Source organism: Legionella bononiensis, from assembly GCF_016786215.1.
Classification (GTDB): domain Bacteria; phylum Pseudomonadota; class Gammaproteobacteria; order Legionellales; family Legionellaceae; genus Legionella; species Legionella bononiensis.
The window spans coordinates 36,900-57,108 of the sequence record NZ_JADOBG010000017.1 but is presented as its reverse complement, the minus strand read 5'-3'; the positions used below and the strand labels follow the sequence as shown (position 1 = coordinate 57,108).

Below are 20,209 nucleotides of genomic sequence, written 5' to 3'. Positions count from 1 at the left end.
GGTTAACCATGAAAATACTGATAAATCCGCATCGCTAAATGTTCACTGATGCCCTGAACCTTGCTGATTTCTTCTATGGATGCTTTGGACAATTCCCGTAAACCACCAAATCGATGCAGTAATGCCTGTCGGCGTTTTGCGCCTACTCCCTCAATGCTCTCAAGGGTAGAATCGAGTCGGGCTTTTTGTCTTTTTTTACGATGAGCCGTGATCGCAAATCGATGTGCTTCATCCCGAATATGTTGGAGGAGATGCAGTGCTTTTGAATCCTCAGGTAAGGTAAACTCTCGATCTTCATTAACCAAAATCAGTTTTTCCCAACCGGCTTTACGGGATGGCCCTTTTGCAACACCCAACAAAATCATATCATGTACCTTCAAGGACTCTAAAACCCGTTTTACCACGGCAACCTGCCCCTTTCCACCATCAATGATTAATACATCAGGTAATGATTGAGCTTCTATTAATCGTTTGAATCTTCGCGTAACGGCTTGCTCCATGGCAGCATAATCATCACCAGGTGTTATCCCCTCAATATTAAATCGCCTGTATTCTTTAGTACATGGCCCCTCTTCATCAAAAACCACACAGGACGCTATAGTTGCCTCTCCCTGGGTATGACTTATATCGAAACATTCCATTCGCTCGATGTGCTTTTCAAGCGATAATAATTTCTCCAAAGCCTGATATCTGGACTTAATCGTAGAGTGTTGACTGACGTATTCTGCTATAGAGATTCGGAGATTGTTTACAGCAAAATCCATCCATCGGGATTTAATACCGCGCGGATTAATTTGTATCGTACAGGATTTACCCCGTTTATCAGTCAGCACTTCCTCTAAAGAATGATGATCCAACAGAGTTTTGTTCGTAATAATTAAAGCAGGGATTCTATCAACGGAATCCAAATAGTAAAAACCAACAAAGGCTTCAAATGTTTGTTGCCATAACTCCTCAGCATCCAGTTCCTCATTCAATCCCTTATTGGGTACTGAAGGAAAAAAACTTCGACTGGCTAATACCTGTCCTTCTCGAATCGTAACGCACTGAATACAGGCAAAACCGGGGCGTACTTCGATGGCGATTACATCGGCATCTCCTTTGAGCTGAACCACTGCTTGCTGCTCCTGTACCAGCCGTAGATTTTTAATCTGATCACGAAATACTGCAGCCGCTTCAAAATTAAGCTGATCAACGGCTTGTTCCATACGTTCCGTCAGTTCATCCAGGATTATCTGACACTTACCCTGCAAAAATCGCATGGCATCATCTACGGACTGTCGATAAGCTTCAGGACTTATATATGCGACACAAGGTGCAGTACAACGTTTAATCTGATATTGCAAACAAGGACGTGAACGGGCATTGAAATAACTGTCCCGACAATTTCGAATCTTGAATACTTTTTGTATGGTCAGAATGGTATCTTTTACTGCAGTGCCATTGGGGTATGGGCCAAAAAAAAGACCAGATACTGGCTTTTTTTTACTTCGATAACTTTCAATACGAGGAAATTCAGGATGACTCGAAATATGAATGTAGGGATAGGACTTATCATCACGAAGCAATATATTGTATTTTGGTCTTAACGATTTTATAAGATTACTTTCCAGTAATAATGCTTCTGTCTCACTTCTGGTTACTGAAATTTCAATTGATGCAATTTGACTTACCAGGGATCGTGTTTTAACCGCCGTATTCTGTTTACTAAAATAACTACTCACTCTCTTTTTAAGATTGGACGCTTTACCTACATATAAAACCGTACCTGCCTCATCAAGCATGCGATAAATACCCGGATCACCAGGTAGTTTACTAAGAAATAGAGTTAACTCAGCGGAAGGCTGCTTAATATTCATAAACTACAAAAATTAGATAATTATATAGCATCATAGCGTATTCTGAGGGACTTTGTTGCTACTTTAAAACACAATTAAACCGGAGTTCCGTTACAAAATTTGCGTCGAATTTCCAGTTTAATCATCTTGAATTATATCATTAGGATGTTCAATGACTCTGTGTTTCATCGCCAAATAGGTAAGCTCCACATCGTTTTTTATTCCTAACTTTTCAAACATACGATATCTGTAACCATTGATGGTTTTGCTGCTTAAAAACAAACGATCTGCTATATCCTGCACATTCATCCCGCTGGTAATCATCAGCATGACTTGCATTTCTCGCTCTGACAACATATCAAAGGGCGAGTCCTGAGCATCCTGCAGACTATTAATTGCCATTTTTTGAGCAATTTCGGCACTAAGGTACTTTTCACCTTTAGCTACTTTACGGATTGCAGCTGCCATTTCTTCAGCTCCTGACTCTTTAGTCAGATACCCCATGGCACCTAATTGCAAAACGCGGGTAGGCAGAGGATCTGTACACATTGCAGTCACCGCAATGACCTTTATGTGAGGATTTGATTTTTTTAAGCGACGAGTAACTTCCCAACCGTCAATTCCAGGCATCTTCATATCTAAAAGAACTACATCAGGGTTATGAGTTTTGACAAATGCCAAGGCCTGCTCACCGCTCTCAGCATCCGCAACTACATCTACATCCGACATGTCTTCAAGCAATCGTCGAATACCCATTCTAACCAATGCATGGTCATCAACAATTAATACTTTAATCAAATGATGCTCCTTGACCAACCAGTCAATGAACAAAGTGTGTTGGTCGATGTTAACAAGACTCTTCTATCATTACAATACATAGACAGCCTATTCCTTATGCTTCGTAACCGATACAAAAAGCGTCAGTAAATTCTCAATAAGTCAGGGAAATAGGATCTTGCCGAACATAGTGATGCAGGAGGGCATCACGTTCAGGAGTTCCCACCCCGCGTTCGGAATGACGTTTTCCGTAGTTATTAAAAAATTACAACGTTACTCTCTACTCCATATCATGAACTGAGACCCCTGCTAACAGGCTCTGATATGAATATTCGGATTATCAGGATCCACTTCAAAAAAGGGAGGATACTCTCCTAGCTGTCGTGTTCGTTCCAATAATTCATTGATGTTAGACGATACAAAAGTATATAAGGTCTGATAATCATCTATAACAAAGTAAACCGGCTGTAGCATATCAATTCGATAGGGCATTCGAAATGCGGCAACAGGTTCAAACCGAACACGAAGAGGAATATCGCTTTCTACACTATAAACGGTTTCACTAATGGACGATAAAATTCCTCCGCCATAAGCTCTTAAACCTTTCGATGTATGAATCAAACCGAACTCAACTGTAAACCAGAACATACGTTGCAATAAAGGCCAATCAGCCTCTGGAAAGGTTAAAACCTTACAGGCATAATCATGAATAAAATCAGCGTATACCTTGTCAGTTAACATAGGGCAATGGCCAAAAATTTCATGGAATATATCGGGTTCCTGTACATAATCCAATTCTTCTTGGCAGCGTATAAAAGTGGCTGCAGGAAAGTATTTATTTGACAAAAGCTCAAAGAACTCTCGTGCTGAAATCAATGCAGCGACCGGAGCTACCTGCCATCCTGTTTTTTCCTTTAATTTTTGGCTCACTTCAGGAAGTTGAGGAATTGCATTCGCAGTGATTCCCAAAGTAGTTAAACCAGCCAAAAACTCATCACAGGCTCTACCTGGTAATAATTTCATTTGTCTTTCAAATAATATATTCCAGATTCTGTTTTCTTCTGTCGAATAATTTACTATACCCTGAGCGTTAGGAACATGTGCAACATAACGACTTTCAAACACCATAACTTCTCCTTCACTCATTTATATTTCAACTACACCAGATATTGTCCATCCAACCGCTACACAATGTGGCTAAATTCTCGGTATTAAGAATAATCTCTGTCACACACTGGAGAAAACCCAAGATGCTTTCGGGATGACAACTTAGGGAGATAAATACAGGAACTACGCAAAAACCCAAGATCAAGGTAACTTAAATTTTTAAAAAGGTAGTTTAGATAATCTAAATGACCCGATTAAAAATTCCATTTAACTTTGAGATTGGGAGCTTTTCATAAGTCCTGAAATAAAAATCTTGATTTAGTAATTACCCAACCAGCCCCTAAATGTCAACCTCCTGTTAATAATTATTACTTATTTTTTAAATTCTGCTATAGAATTCTAATTATCAATTTTAACATTGGAAAAATAAATGACCATTGCCATTTTAGCTACAGGAGATGAAATAGTTCATGGTGACACCCTCAATACCAACAGCCATGATATCGCGCATATCCTGTGTTCAGAAGGTTTATCTCTGGGATTACAGATGGCGTGCAGTGATAAAGAAACGGACATTGTAAACTGTTTGGAATTTTTAGCAAAAAACCACGAGATTATTATAATAATTGGTGGGCTTGGACCAACAACAGATGATCTGACCCGATTTGCGTTGGCTAAATACACGGGGGATGTTTTAGTCCAGCATGCTGAGGCTTTGGATCATATCAAGAAACGGCTGCACTCCGCCCAGGTAGTGATTAACGAAGGAAATTTACAACAATGCCTTTTTCCATCACAAGCCAGAATACTGCCCAACCCTAACGGAAGTGCTGTGGGGTGCTATTATCAATGGAATAATAGAATTTTTATCATGCTGCCTGGACCTCCTCGAGAATGTCTGCCAATGTTCAATAACCATGCCCTTCCTTTCCTTCTGAAAATGGAACGCAGTACCAAACAGATTATTAAATGGCGCATTTTTGGATTGGCGGAAAGCGAAATAGCACAGACTCTGGAAGAGGCCCTGGCTGATATAGATTGTCAAACCGGATACCGCCTGGACGTCCCCTATATCGAATTCAAAGTTCGATGTACCAGTGATATGGTTGATAAAATTAAAGGAATTATCGATCCTATTCTGTCACCGCATATTATTGCTTCCATTGACAAAAAAGCCTCCGATAATCTAAGAGAACTGATAATAAAAAATAATGAACCCATAACCATAATTGATGAAGCCACTGAAGGCTTATTACAATCTCTATTAATAAGGCCAGGCAATCAGCACCTAATTAACTTTCATAATCTGAGATCCACTCAAGTACATTTTCATCTTAGTGGTCTGGAAGAGTATTGGTTGCAACAGCCACCAAAAGGTACAACGCAATTAACCATTCACTACAGCAATCAAATCCAGGAAGGAGGAGAGACACACCAGATACCTTATCGCAGTCCTCTGGTAGTCTATTATGCGGCTGAGTGGTTAAGCTTCCGACTCTTTCATCTCATCAATCAATTGCATCAATGAGTAACAGAGTTGTTGAGTTCCCTGGCCACTAATCGCTGAAATGGCAAACACTTTATCGTTCCATTTCAGACCTTTTACGATGGCCTCAATTCGTTCCTGTCGACTGGCTTCATCAGGTAACATATCGATTTTATTCAAAACCAGCCAGCGAGGTTTATTCAGCAGTTCCGGGCTGTATTCACCTAACTCGTTAATAATGGCCTTTGCAGACGCTACCGGATCGCTATCATCAAGAGGAGCAACATCGATTACATGCAATAAAACACAGGTACGAGAAAGATGTTTTAAAAATCGATGCCCCAGTCCCGCGCCCATTGCAGCACCTTCAATTAGTCCGGGAATATCCGCCATCACAAAGCTCTTGTGTGAAGAGACACTAACAACACCTAAACCCGGATGCAATGTAGTAAATGGATAATCAGCAACTTTAGCTTTTGAACTGGAAACTGCGCGAATTAACGTGGATTTTCCTGCATTTGGAAGTCCTAACAAACCCACATCAGCTAAAACGCGCAATTCCAGGCGTAAATGCCGACACTCTCCAGGACTGCCGGGACTGGATTGTCTTGGAGAACGATTAACACTGCTTTTATATCGCGTATTTCCCAATCCGTGAAATCCGCCCTGGGCAATAAGTACAGGTTCTCCGGGTTTATTAATATCTCCCAGCAACTCTCCTGTATCGATATCATAAACCATAGTGCCAACAGGAACCTTTATAATCAGGTCAGCTCCTTTTTTTCCACTGCAGTTACCACCCATCCCTTGCTGGCCATTCTCTGCTTTATAATGGCGCATATAACGAAAATCAACCAGGGTGTTTAAATCACTGCTCGCTTCAAAATAAACACTACCCCCATCCCCACCATCACCACCATCGGGACCACCACGGGGTATAAATTTTTCACGCCTGAAACTGACGCAACCATTTCCACCATTACCGGCGTCTACCTTAATAATTGCTTCATCGACGAATCTCATGACCAACCTTAAAACTAAAAAAAAACCCCGTTACCGGGGTTATAAACTGGATGACAAATATCGTAACGTTCTAGATACCATCAAAAATAGGTACTACAAACAATTTGCTATATCCTATATACTGAAATCACTTTTTAATACATCTAAAGTTCCGCAATCTTCTTACAGATAATGATGTACTGATGCAAATTAACTTGCAGCTTCTTCTTTTTGTTCGGCAACTATCGTAACGTATTTGCGATTCTTTTCACCCTTGACGGTAAATTGTACCAAACCTTCAACCAGGGCATACAGAGTATGATCACGGCCACAACCAACTCCTGTTCCAGGATGGAAACGTGTACCACGTTGTCTTACAATAATTTCACCCGCATTTACAAATTGACCACCGAAACGCTTTACACCAAGAAACTTTGGATTCGAATCGCGGCCATTACGAGTACTACCACCTGCCTTCTTATGAGCCATTGCTATCCCCTCTTACTTGCTTATCGCAGTAATTTTAACTTGCGAATAATATTGTCTATGCCCCATTTGTTTCATGTGGTGCTTACGACGACGGAATTTAATAATTTTTACTTTCTTGTGACGACCATGATCAAGTACTTCAGCTTTAACAACTGCTTTAGCAATAAATGGAGTGCCGCACACGACTTTATCGCCATCTGCCAACATCAGTACTTCTGAAAATTTGATCTCATTGCCAACATCTTCAGGCAGCAATTCAATTTTTAAAACATCACCTTCTTTTACGGTATATTGCTTACCGCCAGTCTTGATTACCGCATACATAACTATTCTCCAACTCGCCTGATTGGCTATCACAATTTCAATAAAGTGCCATATTCTATGAAATTATGGCTATGACTTCAAGTTCATTTTAAAATATTGTATACTTCTTCACCCTTTCCCGGTTAAATTACTCATTTTTAGTGAGTATTCGGGTATTTAATCTGGTCGCGGATTAAATAAGGGATCCTTAAATTTATTGGAGTATATAATGTCAACAATTCTTTTAGAAGCTGAATCAAGAACGGATATGGGGAAAGGTGCGAGCCGCCGCCTACGTCGTCTTGAGAATAAAGTTCCCGCTGTAATCTATGGCGGCGATAAAAAACCAAAATCAATCCACTTTCTACACAATAAAGTAATTAAAGCCTTGGAAACTGAAAGTATTTACTCCAGTGTTTTTGATATTTCTGTTGACGGTAAAGTTGAACACGTGATTTTGAAAGCATTACAACGTCATCCATACAAGCCAATCGTAATGCATATGGATTTACAACGTGTTTCTGCAAAAGACATTCTAATCAAACTCGTTCCTATTCATTTCACGAATGAACAAAAATCTTCTGGCGTAAAAGCAGGTGGAATCATTAACCACACCATGACGCAAGTTGAAATTCGTTGTCAGGCTAAAGACTTACCTGAGTTCATTGAAGTGGATATGACTGATGTAGGAATGAATGATGTAGTTCACTTATCCAATCTGAAACTGCCTAAAGGCGTTCATCTGACTGTTGATGTTACAGACGGAAGTCATGACGCTCCTGTCGTGAGTATTCATGCACCTAAAGTCGGCTCGGTTGAAGAAGAAGAAACATCAGTTCCTGCTTCTGCTGTACCTACTACTGATGAAGAGGAAAGTGCAGAGTAAGGTTTACTCTGGCTTAATTTCTTGCAGATAACCAGAGTTCATTCAACCTGGTTATCTGTAAAGATACGTACATGAAAACACGCTCAACTGCTACCCGATTAATCCGATACACATATTAAGAAATTACAGTCTATGGCCATTAAACTTATCATCGGTTTACGCAATCCAGGCTCTGCCTATGAACAAACAAGGCATAATGCTGGTGGTTGGTTGGTTAATTCTCTGGCGCAACGACACAGTGCGCATTATAAATTAGATAAAAAAATGCAGGCAGAAATTGCTGATCTGGAAATCAATCACAATTTGTGCAAATTGGTTTTACCCTTAACTTTTATGAACCACAGTGGATTGCCAACTAGGGCAATCAGCCAATTTTATCGAATTCAACCAGAAGAAATAATGGTTGTGCATGATGAACTGGACTTACCTGTAGGGCGTATAAAAATAAAAACCGGTGGTGGCCATGGTGGTCACAATGGTTTAAGAGACATTATTACGCAGTTAGGAAGTAGTGAGTTTCACCGATTACGAATTGGCATTGGTCATCCTGGACATAGAGACTTGGTACATCAATTTGTACTGAGCAAACCTTCAGTCGATGATAGACAGCAAATTTATGACGCTATAGATAGAGGCATTGCAGTCATGCCTTTGGTATTGTCTGGAGATATAGCCAGAGCAATGAATCATTTAAACACTTAATTCTAAATAATCATCCAATCTGCACGATTGCAAAATAATTTAGAACGTAGCTAAGAGGTAGTACACATGGGATTTAAATGCGGTATCGTTGGTTTACCTAACGTTGGAAAGTCAACCCTTTTCAACGCTCTGACCAAAGCAGGTATAGAAGCGGCTAACTACCCATTTTGTACCATTGAGCCTAATGTGGGCATAGTTACTGTACCTGATCCACGTCTGGATGCCTTAAGTGAGATCGTAAAACCACAACAGGCTCTACCTGCAACCATGCAATTTGTCGATATTGCAGGATTGGTTAAAGGCGCTTCCAGTGGTGAAGGGTTGGGCAATCAATTTCTGGCGAACATTCGTGAAACTGACGCGATTGCTCATGTAGTACGTTGCTTTGAAAATTCAGATGTAATCCACGTAGAAGGACGCGTTGATCCACTCAGCGATATAGAAGTGATTAACACGGAACTTGCTTTAGCAGATATGGAAACACTTGAAAAAGCCATGTTAAAAGCCGGAAAAAACAGCAGAAGCGGGAATAAAGAAGCTATTTTTGAAATGAAGACTCTCGAGAAAATCAAAGCTCATCTGGATGCTGGGTATCCCGTTCGAACTTTAGGCCTTTCTTCTGAAGAAGAACAAATAACGCGTCGTCTGTTTTTACTCACTGCAAAACCTGTGCTTTATATAGCTAATGTTGATGATGATGGTTATGAAAATAATCCTTTACTGGAAAAGGTGCAAAAACTTGCTGCCGAAGAAAATGCACGCATTGTCGCCTTATGCGCGGCAACTGAATCTGAACTGGTAGAATTGGAAGATGCTGATCGTAAAGAATTTATGGCAGACTTGGGATTAACCGAACCAGGATTAAACAAAGTCATCAGAGCAGGTTATGATCTTTTAGGGTTACAAACCTACTTCACTGCTGGAGTAAAAGAAGTCAGAGCTTGGACTATTCATAAGGGAGCAACAGCACCTCAAGCCGCTGGCGTAATTCATACAGACTTTGAAAAAGGCTTTATCCGCGCAGAAGTCATTGCTTACGAAGCGTTCATTAGCTGTCGAGGCGAACAGGGCGCCAAAGAGGCCGGGAAATTACGTCTGGAAGGGAAAGATTATATTGTATGTGATGGCGATGTGATGCACTTCCGCTTCAATGTATAAAAATAAAAGAGTAACAAAATAAAAAGATTTTAAAGTTGTGTTTTAACCCAAACAATGGAATTATGAGCTGATCATGAGTCAGTGATTACTTCCCGTTTGGGACGCTCTCAACTGACAACTCCAGGGATAGTACTAGTTTTAACATGTATTTAAAAAAGTCCTGTCTTGAACAACAAGTGAGCCATAAATTTATAGGCCAATTCCAATGACCAACGGCCATACAATTAATTACACCTTACTATACAAATAATATTCTATACTGTACTTATTGATATGAGGTAATTTACCTCTTTTTGTATCCAGGATCTGAGGTCATTAAATGGCACGGGTTAAAAAGGAAGTTATCAAACATAAAACTAAACTGTCTCTTCCCAGTGAATACGATAGAAAATACCATCTATTAACTATGATCACTGTTGAACTCTTAATCATTGGCGTCAATTTCACCGCACTTAATATATATTTGCATTTTTGGATTATTGCCTATGCATTATTTTTTGCCAGCTGCGTTACTGTGTGTAATTTGATACTACTTAAAAAGAAATACAGCATTATCGTTTGCGGTCATATACTTAACAGTTTATGTCTGCTGATAATGACGGTTGGCAATTTATGTTTAGGTGGAATATCCAGTTCCTATTTTGGATGGTTCTACCTATCGCCCATACTCGCCGCTGCAACAATAGGACTTGAGGGATTAGTTTTCTACAGTATCTTATCTGCTTCAATAGTAACAATCTTCATCTACCAATATATTTCACCTGTATATCAGGTACCTGAACAATATCTTCCCTTCATTGAAAATATAAATCATGTTTTTATTTTTTTACTCATAATTACCGTTCTATATAATTTACTGAAAGAAAATAAACTATATGAAGCCGTATTAAAGGAGCAAAATTTCTTACTCCATGCCGATAAACAAAAATTTCATTACCTTTCAACTCATGATTCGTTAACCAATTTACCGAACCGTGCGTATTTTAATACACACCTTCAAAATATTCTCGATTCGTCTCAATCAACAAAAAGCGCTGTAACTTTATTTTTTATGGATCTGGATGGATTTAAAAAAATAAATGATAAATACGGTCATGAAATAGGCGATATACTGTTATTACAAGTTGCAAAAAGACTCCAAAACTGTTTTAGGAATAAAGATATTATCGCCCGATTAGGCGGGGATGAATTTACCGCAGTTATCACTCATAAACCAAATGATTCAATATCCGATGTTATATTCAAGCGGATAGATCAGGAATTTTCTGAACCCTTTCATATAAAAAAAATGGACTTAATATGTACAATTAGTATCGGTACAGCGACTTACCCGGATCAAGCAGCCAATGCAGAGAGCTTACTAAATCTGGCTGACAATAACATGTACATAAATAAAAAAATGAAATCGAACCATAATGAACAAAGGCAATAGGCCTTGCATTCGTCTTTTAACGTTTAAAAGGATTTAAGTACTGATAAAGTACTGTTCAGGAATTGAGTAATAACTCTCCATCTTCTCCTTGATAAAACTACAAGTTCCCTCTTCCACTTGACAATTAACATATCCCACCTTAGCATGCATTGATTAATTGGTAGAGGATAAAGAATGACTATTGACCGTATACGCGCCTTGGTTAGTGAAGATTTTGACGCGGTTAATAACTTGATTATTGATAAAATTCAATCACAGATCGTTTTAATTCATGACCTGTCCCATCACATCGTTGAGAGTGGTGGCAAGAGATTACGTCCTTTACTGGTGCTTCTAGCCAGCAATGCCTGCGGCTATAAAGGTACAAATCATATCTCTCTGGCTGCCATGGTTGAATTTTTTCATACGGCCACTTTATTACATGATGATGTAGTTGATGAATCCACCTTAAGAAGAGGTAGACAAACCGCTAACAGCATTTGGGGTAGTAAAGCCAGTGTACTGGTCGGAGATTATTTGTTTACCCAATCAGTACAATTAATGGTGGAAGTAGGTATTTCTGCGATTCTCAACCTTTTAGCCAATACATCGCACCAAATTAGTTGTGGCGAGGTCAAGCAACTTGCCAACCGCCATAATCCCTCATTGAGTCTTGAAGATTATTTTGATGTAATTCGTTCTAAAACCGCTCTACTCTTTGCAGCTGCTGCCTGTATAGGACCCATTCTCTCTGATTCACCCGTTGAAGTACAAAATAGTCTGTATGCTTATGGATTGCACCTGGGAAATGCGTTTCAACTTATTGATGATGCGCTGGATTACTGTTCCGATGCAGAGACACTGGGTAAAAATATTGGTGATGATTTAGCGGACGGTAAAGCAACTCTTCCTTTAATTCATGCATTGCAGCATGGTACCCCTACTCAACAGGAACAAATAAAAAACAGCTTGAAAATGGGAAGCCTAGACTATTTACCCGAAATCCTGTTGGCAATTGAACAAACAAATGCCATAGCCTATACCAAACAAATCGCAGCAGAAGAAGTAGATAAGGCACTGTCTGCCCTTAATGTCCTTGCAGATTCAGAGTATAAAACTGCCCTGATTGATCTGGCCAATTTTTCTTTGCAACGAAATTACTAGAATTTCTAAAAACCAATTGCGCAAGGCTGGATTGATTAAACGGTTGTGAGCAAAAACGAAATTCTGTGAACTGTTTTCTTTATTTCACTGCTCATTCAGGACAGTTCTCAATCCCCTTGCCTATTTTGAGTTGCTATAAAGGCAAGGAAGCTTGGAGCAAAATAATGAACACCTTCCATGGCTACTTTAATACAGATGATTCCTTCTCAAAGTAATAGCCCTGATTACTCAGTGCTAACTACCTTAATTGAGATAAACCAGGATGTGTTGACTATATCTGGTCAACAGAGCCTACTGAATGAGTTCCTTAACCACATCCATCTGATAAGAATCCGGCTTAACCCTCAGGTTGTAATTCCCCCAACCATGTCCTGCAGACCACAAAGTCCAGCCTACAAAACCATATTCCTTATTTTTAGCTGAGTTATCTTTTAGATAAATCATAAATTCATTCAATGGAGCTTTACAACTTGCTGCATTTCTTCCTGTACCCAACTCGGTCACTATGGCTTTTAACTGATTTTGATTCAAGTAATCAACAAATTCATTCAAATTAAAACCATTATCGCCAGTGGTAGTTAAATCCTGCAAACAATCATCATGAGTTCCACTGTAGTCACTATCTAAATATTGGTGAACATTAATAAGAACTTTTGATAAATCAGTAATACCTGCTTTCGCAAAATGTTCACGAGTAAATAATGTAGCATTAGAATATATTTGATTATCACTTCCTTTCCACTGATAACTGCTCCAGGAATGAAGTCCAGACCAGCTGTTGCCTTCAACCATAATATAACCGGTAAAATTCTGGTTTCGCAGCATATTGATTAAAGAGGCCTGAATGGTGAATACCTTATCATCAGGAACTGCAACGGGTTCATTAACCAAATCAATTAATAAATAGTCTTTATCTATTAATGGATCCTGTTGCATCAACTCAGCTAACTGGCTCCAGACTGATTGATAAGCCTTTTCATCCAGAATCAACGTTCCATCAGGACAAGGACCACTACCACTGCATCCAGAATATTCTTCACCAAATTTTGAGTAACGCATATAAGCATGCAGGTCAACAATAGTATGTACCTTTGCATGAGTTAACGTTTGTAACAATGGACGTATGTAATTCGTGTAATATGCTAAATTGATTGTTCCCTTTCCAGCCCCATCCAATTGTAAGTACCCCCAACTGACGGGTATACGCGCAGTGTTCATGCCGGCGTTAATAAATGATTGCATCTCCTGCAGATCGGAAAAACTACCTGAGCTATCTTGTACTGAAAGATTAGGAACAACAACAGGATCAATTACTGTTCCAAATTCAAGACCAGATAAGTTAATACCTGCGAATTCCCAGGTATTATTTTCTTTAGCCTGTGGTAACTTCAGATTGGTTTCTATTGGAGTATAATTAATCGTGCCAGTCACAACACCGCTACTGTCTATACCAGGATTTGTATAGGCAATATGAATACCTTCAGGAGGTGTATAACTACTTACCGCATTATTACCGGAAGCATTGATACTAAAACCAACATAACCAAGATAAGTATTCGCTGGCGTACAACCACCAAATCTTAATGTAGCTCCAGCATAATAGGCATTACCTGAGGCTTTATTGGCATCACCCGATTGATTGCCCGCCAAAGCCAAAGTGACAGCTCCATTCTGATCCTGAATACAGATATACGGTTTGACACTGCCTTGAGGCCCAACACCTCCAATAGCATTTGTTATACTGGCGGCACTACAAAAACCCGGGATAAGTAAAATAATCGCCAAAAATTTATTCATTAAAAGCCCAATAAGATCAAAAATAAAGTAACATGTATAATACATGAACTATTTAATGACATCAACTAAAATATATTAATGGAATATTTATTAACTCATCGGGGTATCTATCCTCTCAGGGGCACTGTTCAAAATCATTCGACTGAATTCAATAATATCTCTTTAAAAGTTGACAATTATTCATGTATGATGAAATGCATCAATTATTTGTCTGAGGTTCTTATGACGTTCCAGGAATTCATAAAAAAATTCAATACTTTTTTATTTGACCAATGCGGCACTACCAATAATCTATTTGACCATGTCCGATTAGATAAAAAAACACCCATAAAATCACTTTTTTTTAATCCTTATAAATCTCCTAAAGAATTTTTATATCAAGGAGCAAGCATAGTAACCGCACCTATATGCCTAACAATTATCTCCCTGGAGCTGGCTACAGCATCCTTATACCTGGGATTAAAATCCATTGTTGATTTAACACAATTAAATACACACGTAGCGAAAATACATATTATAGATGCCGTGATTCATTTAGTTTTTTCCGTGATAGCGGCCATTGTTGGACTAGCCAGTCCGGTAATCAATTTAGTTGATTTTTTAGGTTCCGGAATTAATACCATGATGCATGGGAATGAACCGCAGCAAGAGATGCAGCAATCCTTGAATAATTAGTCTCATTCTATCAAACTAAGAGAAGAGTAAACGGTTAGTCTCTCTCACTAAAATTATCGGAGTGTAGCTCAGCCTGGTAGAGCACTGCCTTCGGGAGGCAGGGGTCGCAGGTTCAATTCCTGTCACTCCGACCAATTAAAATCAGCCAAGTTGGAACATATTTTATAGAGTGGTCCAACCCGGTCTCATTGCTAACACAAATGACCGGACACATAGGTAACAGTAAACAGGCATTTAGCACACACAGGTCGGATCGTGCCCCATAGACGACAGGCTAAGGAATTTCTGTATTAATAGGAAGCCCCGCGAAGCAGACACCGAGTAAAAAGGTACCATGCTGCGCATAGGCTTCCCGGATTTCGCTATGCTTCATCCGGGCTACTTCTGATAGTAGCCTGGATGAAGTGCGAAGCGCGTAATCCAGGAAACTCCTTTGAACAGTCGGATTTGAGTGCAGGTTGGACTTTCTTAAGGTCAAAAAAAGCGGAGTGTACATCCAGTACATGAGCATTTTTTTGATCTTAAGAAAGTTCAAGATGCGCCAAATACATGCGGACTCCTTTGAACAGTCGGATTTGAGTGCAGGTTGGACTTTCTTAAGGTCAAAAAAAGCGGAGTGTACATCCAGTACATGAGCATTTTTTTGATCTTAAGAAAGTTCAAGATGCGCCAAATACGGCTGTTCAAACTCGTTGCGAATGATGCCCTCTTTCAACTCCTCCGGCAAGAACCCTGCTGTCTGTGCATCCCACATTGATTTGTATAGACCATTTTGCTCGATTAATTCTTGATGCGTTCCGTCTTCTACTATTACTCCTTTATCGAAGACGAGGATTCTATCCATGTTGAGGAGCGTTGATAATCTGTGGGCTACTACTATGGTGGTTTTATCTTCACAGAGAGGTTTTAATGATTCCTGGATGTATTCTTCTGTTAGTGAATCGAGTTGGGATGTTGCTTCGTCGAGAACTAGGATTGAGGTATGATGTAGAAATGCTCGTGCTATGGCTATCCTTTGTCTTTGACCTCCGGATAACTTGGTACCTCTTTCGCCTACCATGGTATCGAACCCCTTTGACAGATTTTGAACAAAATCAATGCAATTGGCCATATAGGAGGCGGTGAATACTTCTTCTTTTGATGAATCTTCTTTACCGTATTTTATGTTTTCAAGTAAGGTACGATGAAATAAATGAGTGTCTTGCGGAATCATGCTTATTGCTTTTCTAAGTGAATACTGGGTTACTTGACTAATGTCTTGATTATCAATCAGTATTTTTCCGCTTTGTATATCGAAATATCGCAGCAGTAAATTAATAAAGGTGGTTTTACCGCTACCTGAATAACCTACCAACCCTACTTTTTGTTTTGCTGGAATAATCAATGTTTTATTATTGAATAACTTAAGCCCTTCTTTATGATGAAAGGTGACGTTCTCAAATCTGATTTCCCCTTGGGTAACCTTTAATTCTTTTGCATCCGCTTTATCTTTAACTTCTATCGGTAGGGATAAAAGTGCCAACGCCTGCTTCACTATTCCGATTTCAATAAAAAGATCGGACAAGGCATTACTTAGGTTCCACATTTGATTCATGATGGCAAATGATGTTGTGAAAATAAACACCAAATCACCGGTACTGATTAATTGTCTTTGCCAAAAACTGACGACTGAGTAAATCATGAGAACGAGCATGATACTGACTGGTATATCGACCAGAAGCCGAAATAAATTTATGAACAGAACCAATCGTTTATTACTCTGAATTTCCTTGTTTTGAGTATTCCAGATGTATTTTTTTTCATATTCATTTTGGGCAAATAATTTCACGGTATTTATATTGCTTAAAGAATCAACTATTTTTCCATTCAACTCACTTTTATCTTCTGAATTATGCTTGGCTAATGTGTTGATATGCTTTGCTGAATACAAACTGATTGTTAGCTGAACTACGATCCAGGTTAATAAAATCAATGCGAACCATTTGTTTATCGTTAACATAAAAATCATCGACACGATTATTGCTGCGAAGGTAGTCAGAACATTCCAGGAAATAATTTTACGTATCGCTTCTATTGATCTTGGCAAGTCACTAATTTTATTGGCCAAATTCCCGGCGAGCTGATTTGAAAAAAAATGATGTGAATGTTGAATTAAATAGCCATATACCGTCATTCGAATATTGGCTTGTAATTGTGGAACTATATAAGCCTGCCACCAATTCTGTAAACGCAAAATCAGTATAAAACCGAACCAGGCACCACCCCCTAACCATAGGGCAGGAGCAATTTCCTGAAAAATGGATGTTCGACCACCTTGATGATTCGAGATCCCATCGACAATCATTTTTAAGGAGTAAGGAATCACATTACTTTCCAGGATCATTGCTACAGGCGCTATAAAAAAGAGAAAGTAAGTCCAGGGGCTTTGTTTTATAAAATGCCAAACAAAGTGATGAATTTTATTAGGTAATCGTTGTAAGTCAGACATATTCACATCCTTGTAAAAAATCTGGTACTTCTTTACATACCATACCAAAGCCTGACAGAAAGAGTAAGCTTTTCAGGTCTGCAATGGCATAAAAAAGCCAACAATTGACACAAACCAACTCAATTGTACTATCATTACTCTATGTGATTTATTTGTAACTATTCGATAAATCCTGGTATTTCGTCATCATGAACGCAATGAAGGATTTCCAAACGCTGGCAGAGCGCCCTTTCAAGAACTCCTTTGTTGAATTCGGGATGTGTTTTCTCGGGATTATTGAACAACTACAGTACTGTGGATTACTAAAATGTTCGTGATAAAACATCTGATGCTTCAGATACTTCTGCTGGTCTCCATGCTGAGTTATGCGGATGATTTAACAAATCCGTATATGATTCCTGTAAAAATCAACATACAGGATTGCATTAATGAGAATATGGATGACTGCCTCAAATCCATATGCATGGCTTCCCCTGCGTCATGTCGTGCACAATGTACCATGAACTCAGCAGATAAATGCAAAAAAATGGCCGGTCAAAATATTTATCAGGATTAAGGAATGCATAACCACAATATGGATATACATGAAACCAGGCTTATAAACCAGACCGTTGATCTTAAAGCGGCTAAATCCATTAAATAAAGAATGTTATAAATTACTCGGCAAATTATATACACTATAGCTAGAAGTTGAATGCTTGAAGTTACATGGTTGGTTGCGATAGCTGTCAGGGCAGCTGTTGAAAATACTGCTAATGATTCAAAACAATTTTGATGAGCTGCCAAAGCTCGGGCACCAAAACCCTCCAGTTTTGCCTGCTGCTCTCTTGGATAATTATTATTATAACCACCCGCTTTCTGCATCGCATAACCCACAGGGATTTTGGCCAGATAGGGCAATATAACGGCAATCAACAAACAGACAATCAAGGTAGTCATAAAACGATTCTTCCTGAACAATAACACGATTAATGAGAACAGGACTTATCATAGCGAGTTTAAAGTCCTTGTTCAATTTATTAGTTATGTCCTAGAATTAAGATAAACCAAAACGCCTGAAGAGTTGTATTAGTGAACTGACTTCTCAGTCTCATGGCTTCAATTGAGAACCCGTATAGACACAATATATTAACCCTGCGGACGTCAGGTTATAGAATAGAAGCGCTGCTGGATGTCATTTATCTCAATGCAGCATTCTTGATAACATAACAAATTAACTCCCAACAAATCAGGGATTGATGGAGAAACAAAAGTGAGTGATATTAGCCGTGGTGCGATCAGGGTCAAGGGATTTATTGATGCTGAAATGGATTTTCAGCTTATCCGGCAGTTAGGCTCTAGCACCTACAGAGCATCCTCTGTAGGTGAATGCCTGAGCATAGCTCATCAGATACCGGATGGAACACCTGAAGATTGGGTACGAGAATTTGAACGGCTGGCGGAATGGCAAAAAAAAGACGGTATGGAACGGCTGGTAAAAAATCATGTAATCAGTGGCAGAGAGCAACTGTTCAGAGCTTCTAACTCTTATCGTGCAGCAGAATATTATTCACCGTGCTCTTCAGAACATCACCGACGCTTGGGATTAAATTCAGCGGATTGTTTTTGTACCGCGATTTCCAATATGGATCTTCATTTTGAAAATCATTCCATTCCCTACAAAGGGATTAACCTTCCTGCCTATTTTATTTCTCCTGCTAACGATGGGGTAAAACGCAACACCCTAATGATAGTCAGTGGATTTGATGGAACGCTGGAAGAAGAATTCTTAATGCGTGGTTTAGCTGCTCTCGAGAGAGGATACAACGTCATTCATTTCGCTGGGCCAGGTCAAATGGATGTTTTTAGAAAATACCCGGCTACCTTTTTTGAGCCCGATTTTGAACAGGTCGTGAAACGAGTCATTGATTATTTTGAATCTCGGTATGAAATTAACATGAACAGCCTTGCATTAATGGGTATCAGTTTTGGTGGTTATTTTGCTACCCGTGCGGCCAGCCATGAGCCTCGAGTGAAAGCGCTCATCGCCAATTCACCCATTCTGGATTTACACGCCTACATGTGTTCCTTTGTTACTATGGATCCATGCAAGATGCCAGATTCAGATGATTTTGGAATCAATGATCTTCAATCAATTCCCGATGAAGTAATGCCCCCTCAACTTAAAGCGCAATCAGAACAACTCATCAGACGATTTGGGCAAAATACCTTTAAAGCAACCTTCGAATATTTACAAAAATTTACCGTAGGAGATTCATTAACGCAGCTGAAAATACCCTGTCTGGCTCTTCTAGGAATGAGCGAAGGGGATGAACCCGGAAAACAATTCAGGGAATTTTGTACCCAGACTGGGGCTGATACGCATGTGTTCAGTGATTTTGAAGGAGCAGGAGGTCATTGTCAGGTTGGAAATATTTCATACGCCAATGCCGTGGTTTATGACTGGCTGGATGATTTCGTATAAGACGCCAGTACAACAATTCACTGCTTCTATCCTGTGACGCTCAGGACAGAAGCAATGAATCGTTATACTGATCCTCACCAATTATTAAAAGGATTCGCTTTCTCCGGCTTCTACACGACGATCTCTTCTGCTATGATAATTTTTCGGGACTTACGAAAAAAACCCAAACTCTTCGTTAAAAGGAATTTTAATCAATTCGAGTGATGTCATCTCGAATGAAGTGAGCGCTCTCCTAAGCCAAGCAAGGTGCCTGACTTTAGTAGAACCTTCTTTGAGCTCAGGATGACGAACTTTCAGAGGAAATGGAGACGTTTCACCAATTCCTTTTGCTTCGACCTTGGGGTTTTTCGTAAGTCCTGTGTTACTGAACCAGGAATCTGCCTTTTCTCAGTTCATTGAACCTGAAGCAGGCAATTAAATCGTAAGAAGGGGCATGAATGTAGTGTCTCGTACTGGTTTAAT

General features: G+C 39.4%; 18 protein-coding genes and 1 tRNA gene. 10 read left to right on the top strand and 9 right to left on the bottom strand.

The window, feature by feature from the left end; all coding sequences use genetic code 11:
* Positions 1-2: 2 nt before the first annotated feature.
* The 3 genes from uvrC to phhA form a co-directional block, all read right to left on the bottom strand.
* Entirely contained in the window at positions 3-1,859 is a 1,857-nt protein-coding gene (uvrC, locus tag IZU94_RS11075; protein ID WP_203110626.1) for an excinuclease ABC subunit UvrC, read from the bottom strand.
* 117 nt (positions 1,860-1,976) lie between these two features.
* Complete coding sequence (gene letA, locus IZU94_RS11070; protein ID WP_203110624.1) at positions 1,977-2,636, bottom strand: two-component system response regulator LetA; 660 nt, start codon at positions 2,634-2,636, stop codon at positions 1,977-1,979.
* A gap of 288 nt (positions 2,637-2,924) precedes the next feature.
* A complete protein-coding gene (gene phhA / locus IZU94_RS11065) occupies positions 2,925-3,743 on the bottom strand; it encodes a phenylalanine 4-monooxygenase (RefSeq protein WP_203110622.1) in 819 nt (272 codons plus the stop codon).
* Between the two features lie 409 nt (positions 3,744-4,152).
* Between phhA and IZU94_RS11060 the strand changes: the two genes are divergently transcribed.
* Entirely contained in the window at positions 4,153-5,250 is a 1,098-nt protein-coding gene (locus IZU94_RS11060) for a competence/damage-inducible protein A (RefSeq protein ID WP_203110620.1), read from the top strand.
* Here the strand turns inward: IZU94_RS11060 and cgtA are convergent.
* From cgtA to rplU, 3 genes are all read right to left on the bottom strand, one after another.
* On the bottom strand, positions 5,206-6,231 hold the full coding sequence (gene cgtA, locus IZU94_RS11055; protein WP_203110618.1) for an Obg family GTPase CgtA: 1,026 nt from the start codon (positions 6,229-6,231) through the stop codon (positions 5,206-5,208). The two genes, IZU94_RS11060 and cgtA, sit on opposite strands and share 45 nt — an antisense overlap.
* 189 nt (positions 6,232-6,420) lie before the next feature.
* The gene (gene rpmA / locus IZU94_RS11050; protein WP_058474357.1) at positions 6,421-6,699 is read right to left on the bottom strand and encodes a 50S ribosomal protein L27; all 279 of its coding nucleotides are present in this window, start codon (positions 6,697-6,699) and stop codon (positions 6,421-6,423) included.
* Between the two features lie 12 nt (positions 6,700-6,711).
* Positions 6,712-7,023 (bottom strand): 50S ribosomal protein L21, encoded by a 312-nt coding sequence (gene rplU / locus IZU94_RS11045; RefSeq protein ID WP_058474356.1) that lies wholly within the window; start codon positions 7,021-7,023, stop codon positions 6,712-6,714.
* A 208-nt stretch (positions 7,024-7,231) separates the two neighbouring features.
* Between rplU and IZU94_RS11040 the strand changes: the two genes are divergently transcribed.
* From IZU94_RS11040 to IZU94_RS11020, 5 genes are all read left to right on the top strand, one after another.
* On the top strand, positions 7,232-7,888 hold the full coding sequence (locus tag IZU94_RS11040; RefSeq protein WP_203110616.1) for a 50S ribosomal protein L25/general stress protein Ctc: 657 nt from the start codon (positions 7,232-7,234) through the stop codon (positions 7,886-7,888).
* 132 nt (positions 7,889-8,020) lie between these two features.
* Positions 8,021-8,590, top strand: a complete 570-nt coding sequence (gene pth, locus IZU94_RS11035) for an aminoacyl-tRNA hydrolase (protein ID WP_203110614.1) — start codon at positions 8,021-8,023, stop codon at positions 8,588-8,590.
* Positions 8,591-8,656: 66 nt separating this feature from the next.
* Positions 8,657-9,748 (top strand): redox-regulated ATPase YchF, encoded by a 1,092-nt coding sequence (gene ychF / locus IZU94_RS11030; RefSeq protein ID WP_203110612.1) that lies wholly within the window; start codon positions 8,657-8,659, stop codon positions 9,746-9,748.
* A gap of 319 nt (positions 9,749-10,067) precedes the next feature.
* Positions 10,068-11,180: a GGDEF domain-containing protein gene (locus IZU94_RS11025; protein ID WP_203110610.1), complete on the top strand. Its 1,113-nt coding sequence runs from the start codon at positions 10,068-10,070 to the stop codon at positions 11,178-11,180.
* 174 nt (positions 11,181-11,354) lie between these two features.
* The gene (locus IZU94_RS11020; protein WP_203110609.1) at positions 11,355-12,323 is read left to right on the top strand and encodes a polyprenyl synthetase family protein; all 969 of its coding nucleotides are present in this window, start codon (positions 11,355-11,357) and stop codon (positions 12,321-12,323) included.
* Positions 12,324-12,614: 291 nt separating this feature from the next.
* On the opposite strand, the gene IZU94_RS11015 is transcribed toward IZU94_RS11020, so the two are convergent.
* On the bottom strand, positions 12,615-14,120 hold the full coding sequence (locus IZU94_RS11015) for a glycoside hydrolase family 5 protein (protein ID WP_203110608.1): 1,506 nt from the start codon (positions 14,118-14,120) through the stop codon (positions 12,615-12,617).
* A 222-nt stretch (positions 14,121-14,342) separates the two neighbouring features.
* Here IZU94_RS11015 and IZU94_RS11010 point away from each other — a divergent pair, with 222 nt between their 5' ends.
* Together IZU94_RS11010 and IZU94_RS11005 are read left to right on the top strand one after the other, a co-directional pair.
* Complete coding sequence (locus IZU94_RS11010; RefSeq protein WP_203110607.1) at positions 14,343-14,795, top strand: hypothetical protein; 453 nt, start codon at positions 14,343-14,345, stop codon at positions 14,793-14,795.
* A 57-nt stretch (positions 14,796-14,852) separates the two neighbouring features.
* Positions 14,853-14,929: transfer RNA gene (locus IZU94_RS11005), tRNA-Pro, on the top strand.
* A 515-nt stretch (positions 14,930-15,444) separates the two neighbouring features.
* Here the strand turns inward: IZU94_RS11005 and IZU94_RS11000 are convergent.
* Entirely contained in the window at positions 15,445-17,283 is a 1,839-nt protein-coding gene (locus IZU94_RS11000) for an ABC transporter ATP-binding protein (protein WP_203110606.1), read from the bottom strand.
* 307 nt (positions 17,284-17,590) lie between these two features.
* Between IZU94_RS11000 and IZU94_RS10995 the strand changes: the two genes are divergently transcribed.
* Positions 17,591-17,839 carry a hypothetical protein gene (locus IZU94_RS10995; RefSeq protein WP_203110605.1) on the top strand — a complete coding sequence of 83 codons (249 nt, stop codon included), beginning with the start codon at positions 17,591-17,593 and terminating at the stop codon, positions 17,837-17,839.
* Here IZU94_RS10995 and IZU94_RS10990 read toward each other — a convergent pair.
* Positions 17,836-18,222 carry an MAPEG family protein gene (locus tag IZU94_RS10990; RefSeq protein WP_203110604.1) on the bottom strand — a complete coding sequence of 129 codons (387 nt, stop codon included), beginning with the start codon at positions 18,220-18,222 and terminating at the stop codon, positions 17,836-17,838. The genes IZU94_RS10995 and IZU94_RS10990 overlap by 4 nt on opposite strands.
* Before the next feature lie 313 nt (positions 18,223-18,535).
* Between IZU94_RS10990 and IZU94_RS10985 the strand changes: the two genes are divergently transcribed.
* Entirely contained in the window at positions 18,536-19,747 is a 1,212-nt protein-coding gene (locus IZU94_RS10985) for an alpha/beta hydrolase (protein ID WP_203110602.1), read from the top strand.
* Positions 19,748-20,209 lie beyond the last annotated feature (462 nt).

Excerpts from the sequence above, each read along its gene's own strand:
- rplU (WP_058474356.1), bottom strand. The coding sequence starts at position 7,023 with ATGTATGCGGTAATCAAGACTGGCGGTAAGCAATATACCGTAAAAGAA.
- cgtA (WP_203110618.1), bottom strand. The coding sequence starts at position 6,231 with ATGAGATTCGTCGATGAAGCAATTATTAAGGTAGACGCCGGTAATGGT.
- IZU94_RS10995 (WP_203110605.1), top strand. The coding sequence starts at position 17,591 with ATGTTCGTGATAAAACATCTGATGCTTCAGATACTTCTGCTGGTCTCC.
- rpmA (WP_058474357.1), bottom strand. The coding sequence starts at position 6,699 with ATGGCTCATAAGAAGGCAGGTGGTAGTACTCGTAATGGCCGCGATTCG.
- ychF (WP_203110612.1), top strand. The coding sequence starts at position 8,657 with ATGGGATTTAAATGCGGTATCGTTGGTTTACCTAACGTTGGAAAGTCA.
- IZU94_RS11010 (WP_203110607.1), top strand. The coding sequence starts at position 14,343 with ATGACGTTCCAGGAATTCATAAAAAAATTCAATACTTTTTTATTTGAC.
- IZU94_RS11020 (WP_203110609.1), top strand. The coding sequence starts at position 11,355 with ATGACTATTGACCGTATACGCGCCTTGGTTAGTGAAGATTTTGACGCG.
- IZU94_RS11025 (WP_203110610.1), top strand. The coding sequence starts at position 10,068 with ATGGCACGGGTTAAAAAGGAAGTTATCAAACATAAAACTAAACTGTCT.
- pth (WP_203110614.1), top strand. The coding sequence starts at position 8,021 with ATGGCCATTAAACTTATCATCGGTTTACGCAATCCAGGCTCTGCCTAT.
- IZU94_RS11040 (WP_203110616.1), top strand. The coding sequence starts at position 7,232 with ATGTCAACAATTCTTTTAGAAGCTGAATCAAGAACGGATATGGGGAAA.
- IZU94_RS11000 (WP_203110606.1), bottom strand. The coding sequence starts at position 17,283 with ATGTCTGACTTACAACGATTACCTAATAAAATTCATCACTTTGTTTGG.
- IZU94_RS10990 (WP_203110604.1), bottom strand. The coding sequence starts at position 18,222 with ATGACTACCTTGATTGTCTGTTTGTTGATTGCCGTTATATTGCCCTAT.
- IZU94_RS11060 (WP_203110620.1), top strand. The coding sequence starts at position 4,153 with ATGACCATTGCCATTTTAGCTACAGGAGATGAAATAGTTCATGGTGAC.
- uvrC (WP_203110626.1), bottom strand. The coding sequence starts at position 1,859 with ATGAATATTAAGCAGCCTTCCGCTGAGTTAACTCTATTTCTTAGTAAA.
- phhA (WP_203110622.1), bottom strand. The coding sequence starts at position 3,743 with ATGGTGTTTGAAAGTCGTTATGTTGCACATGTTCCTAACGCTCAGGGT.
- IZU94_RS11015 (WP_203110608.1), bottom strand. The coding sequence starts at position 14,120 with ATGAATAAATTTTTGGCGATTATTTTACTTATCCCGGGTTTTTGTAGT.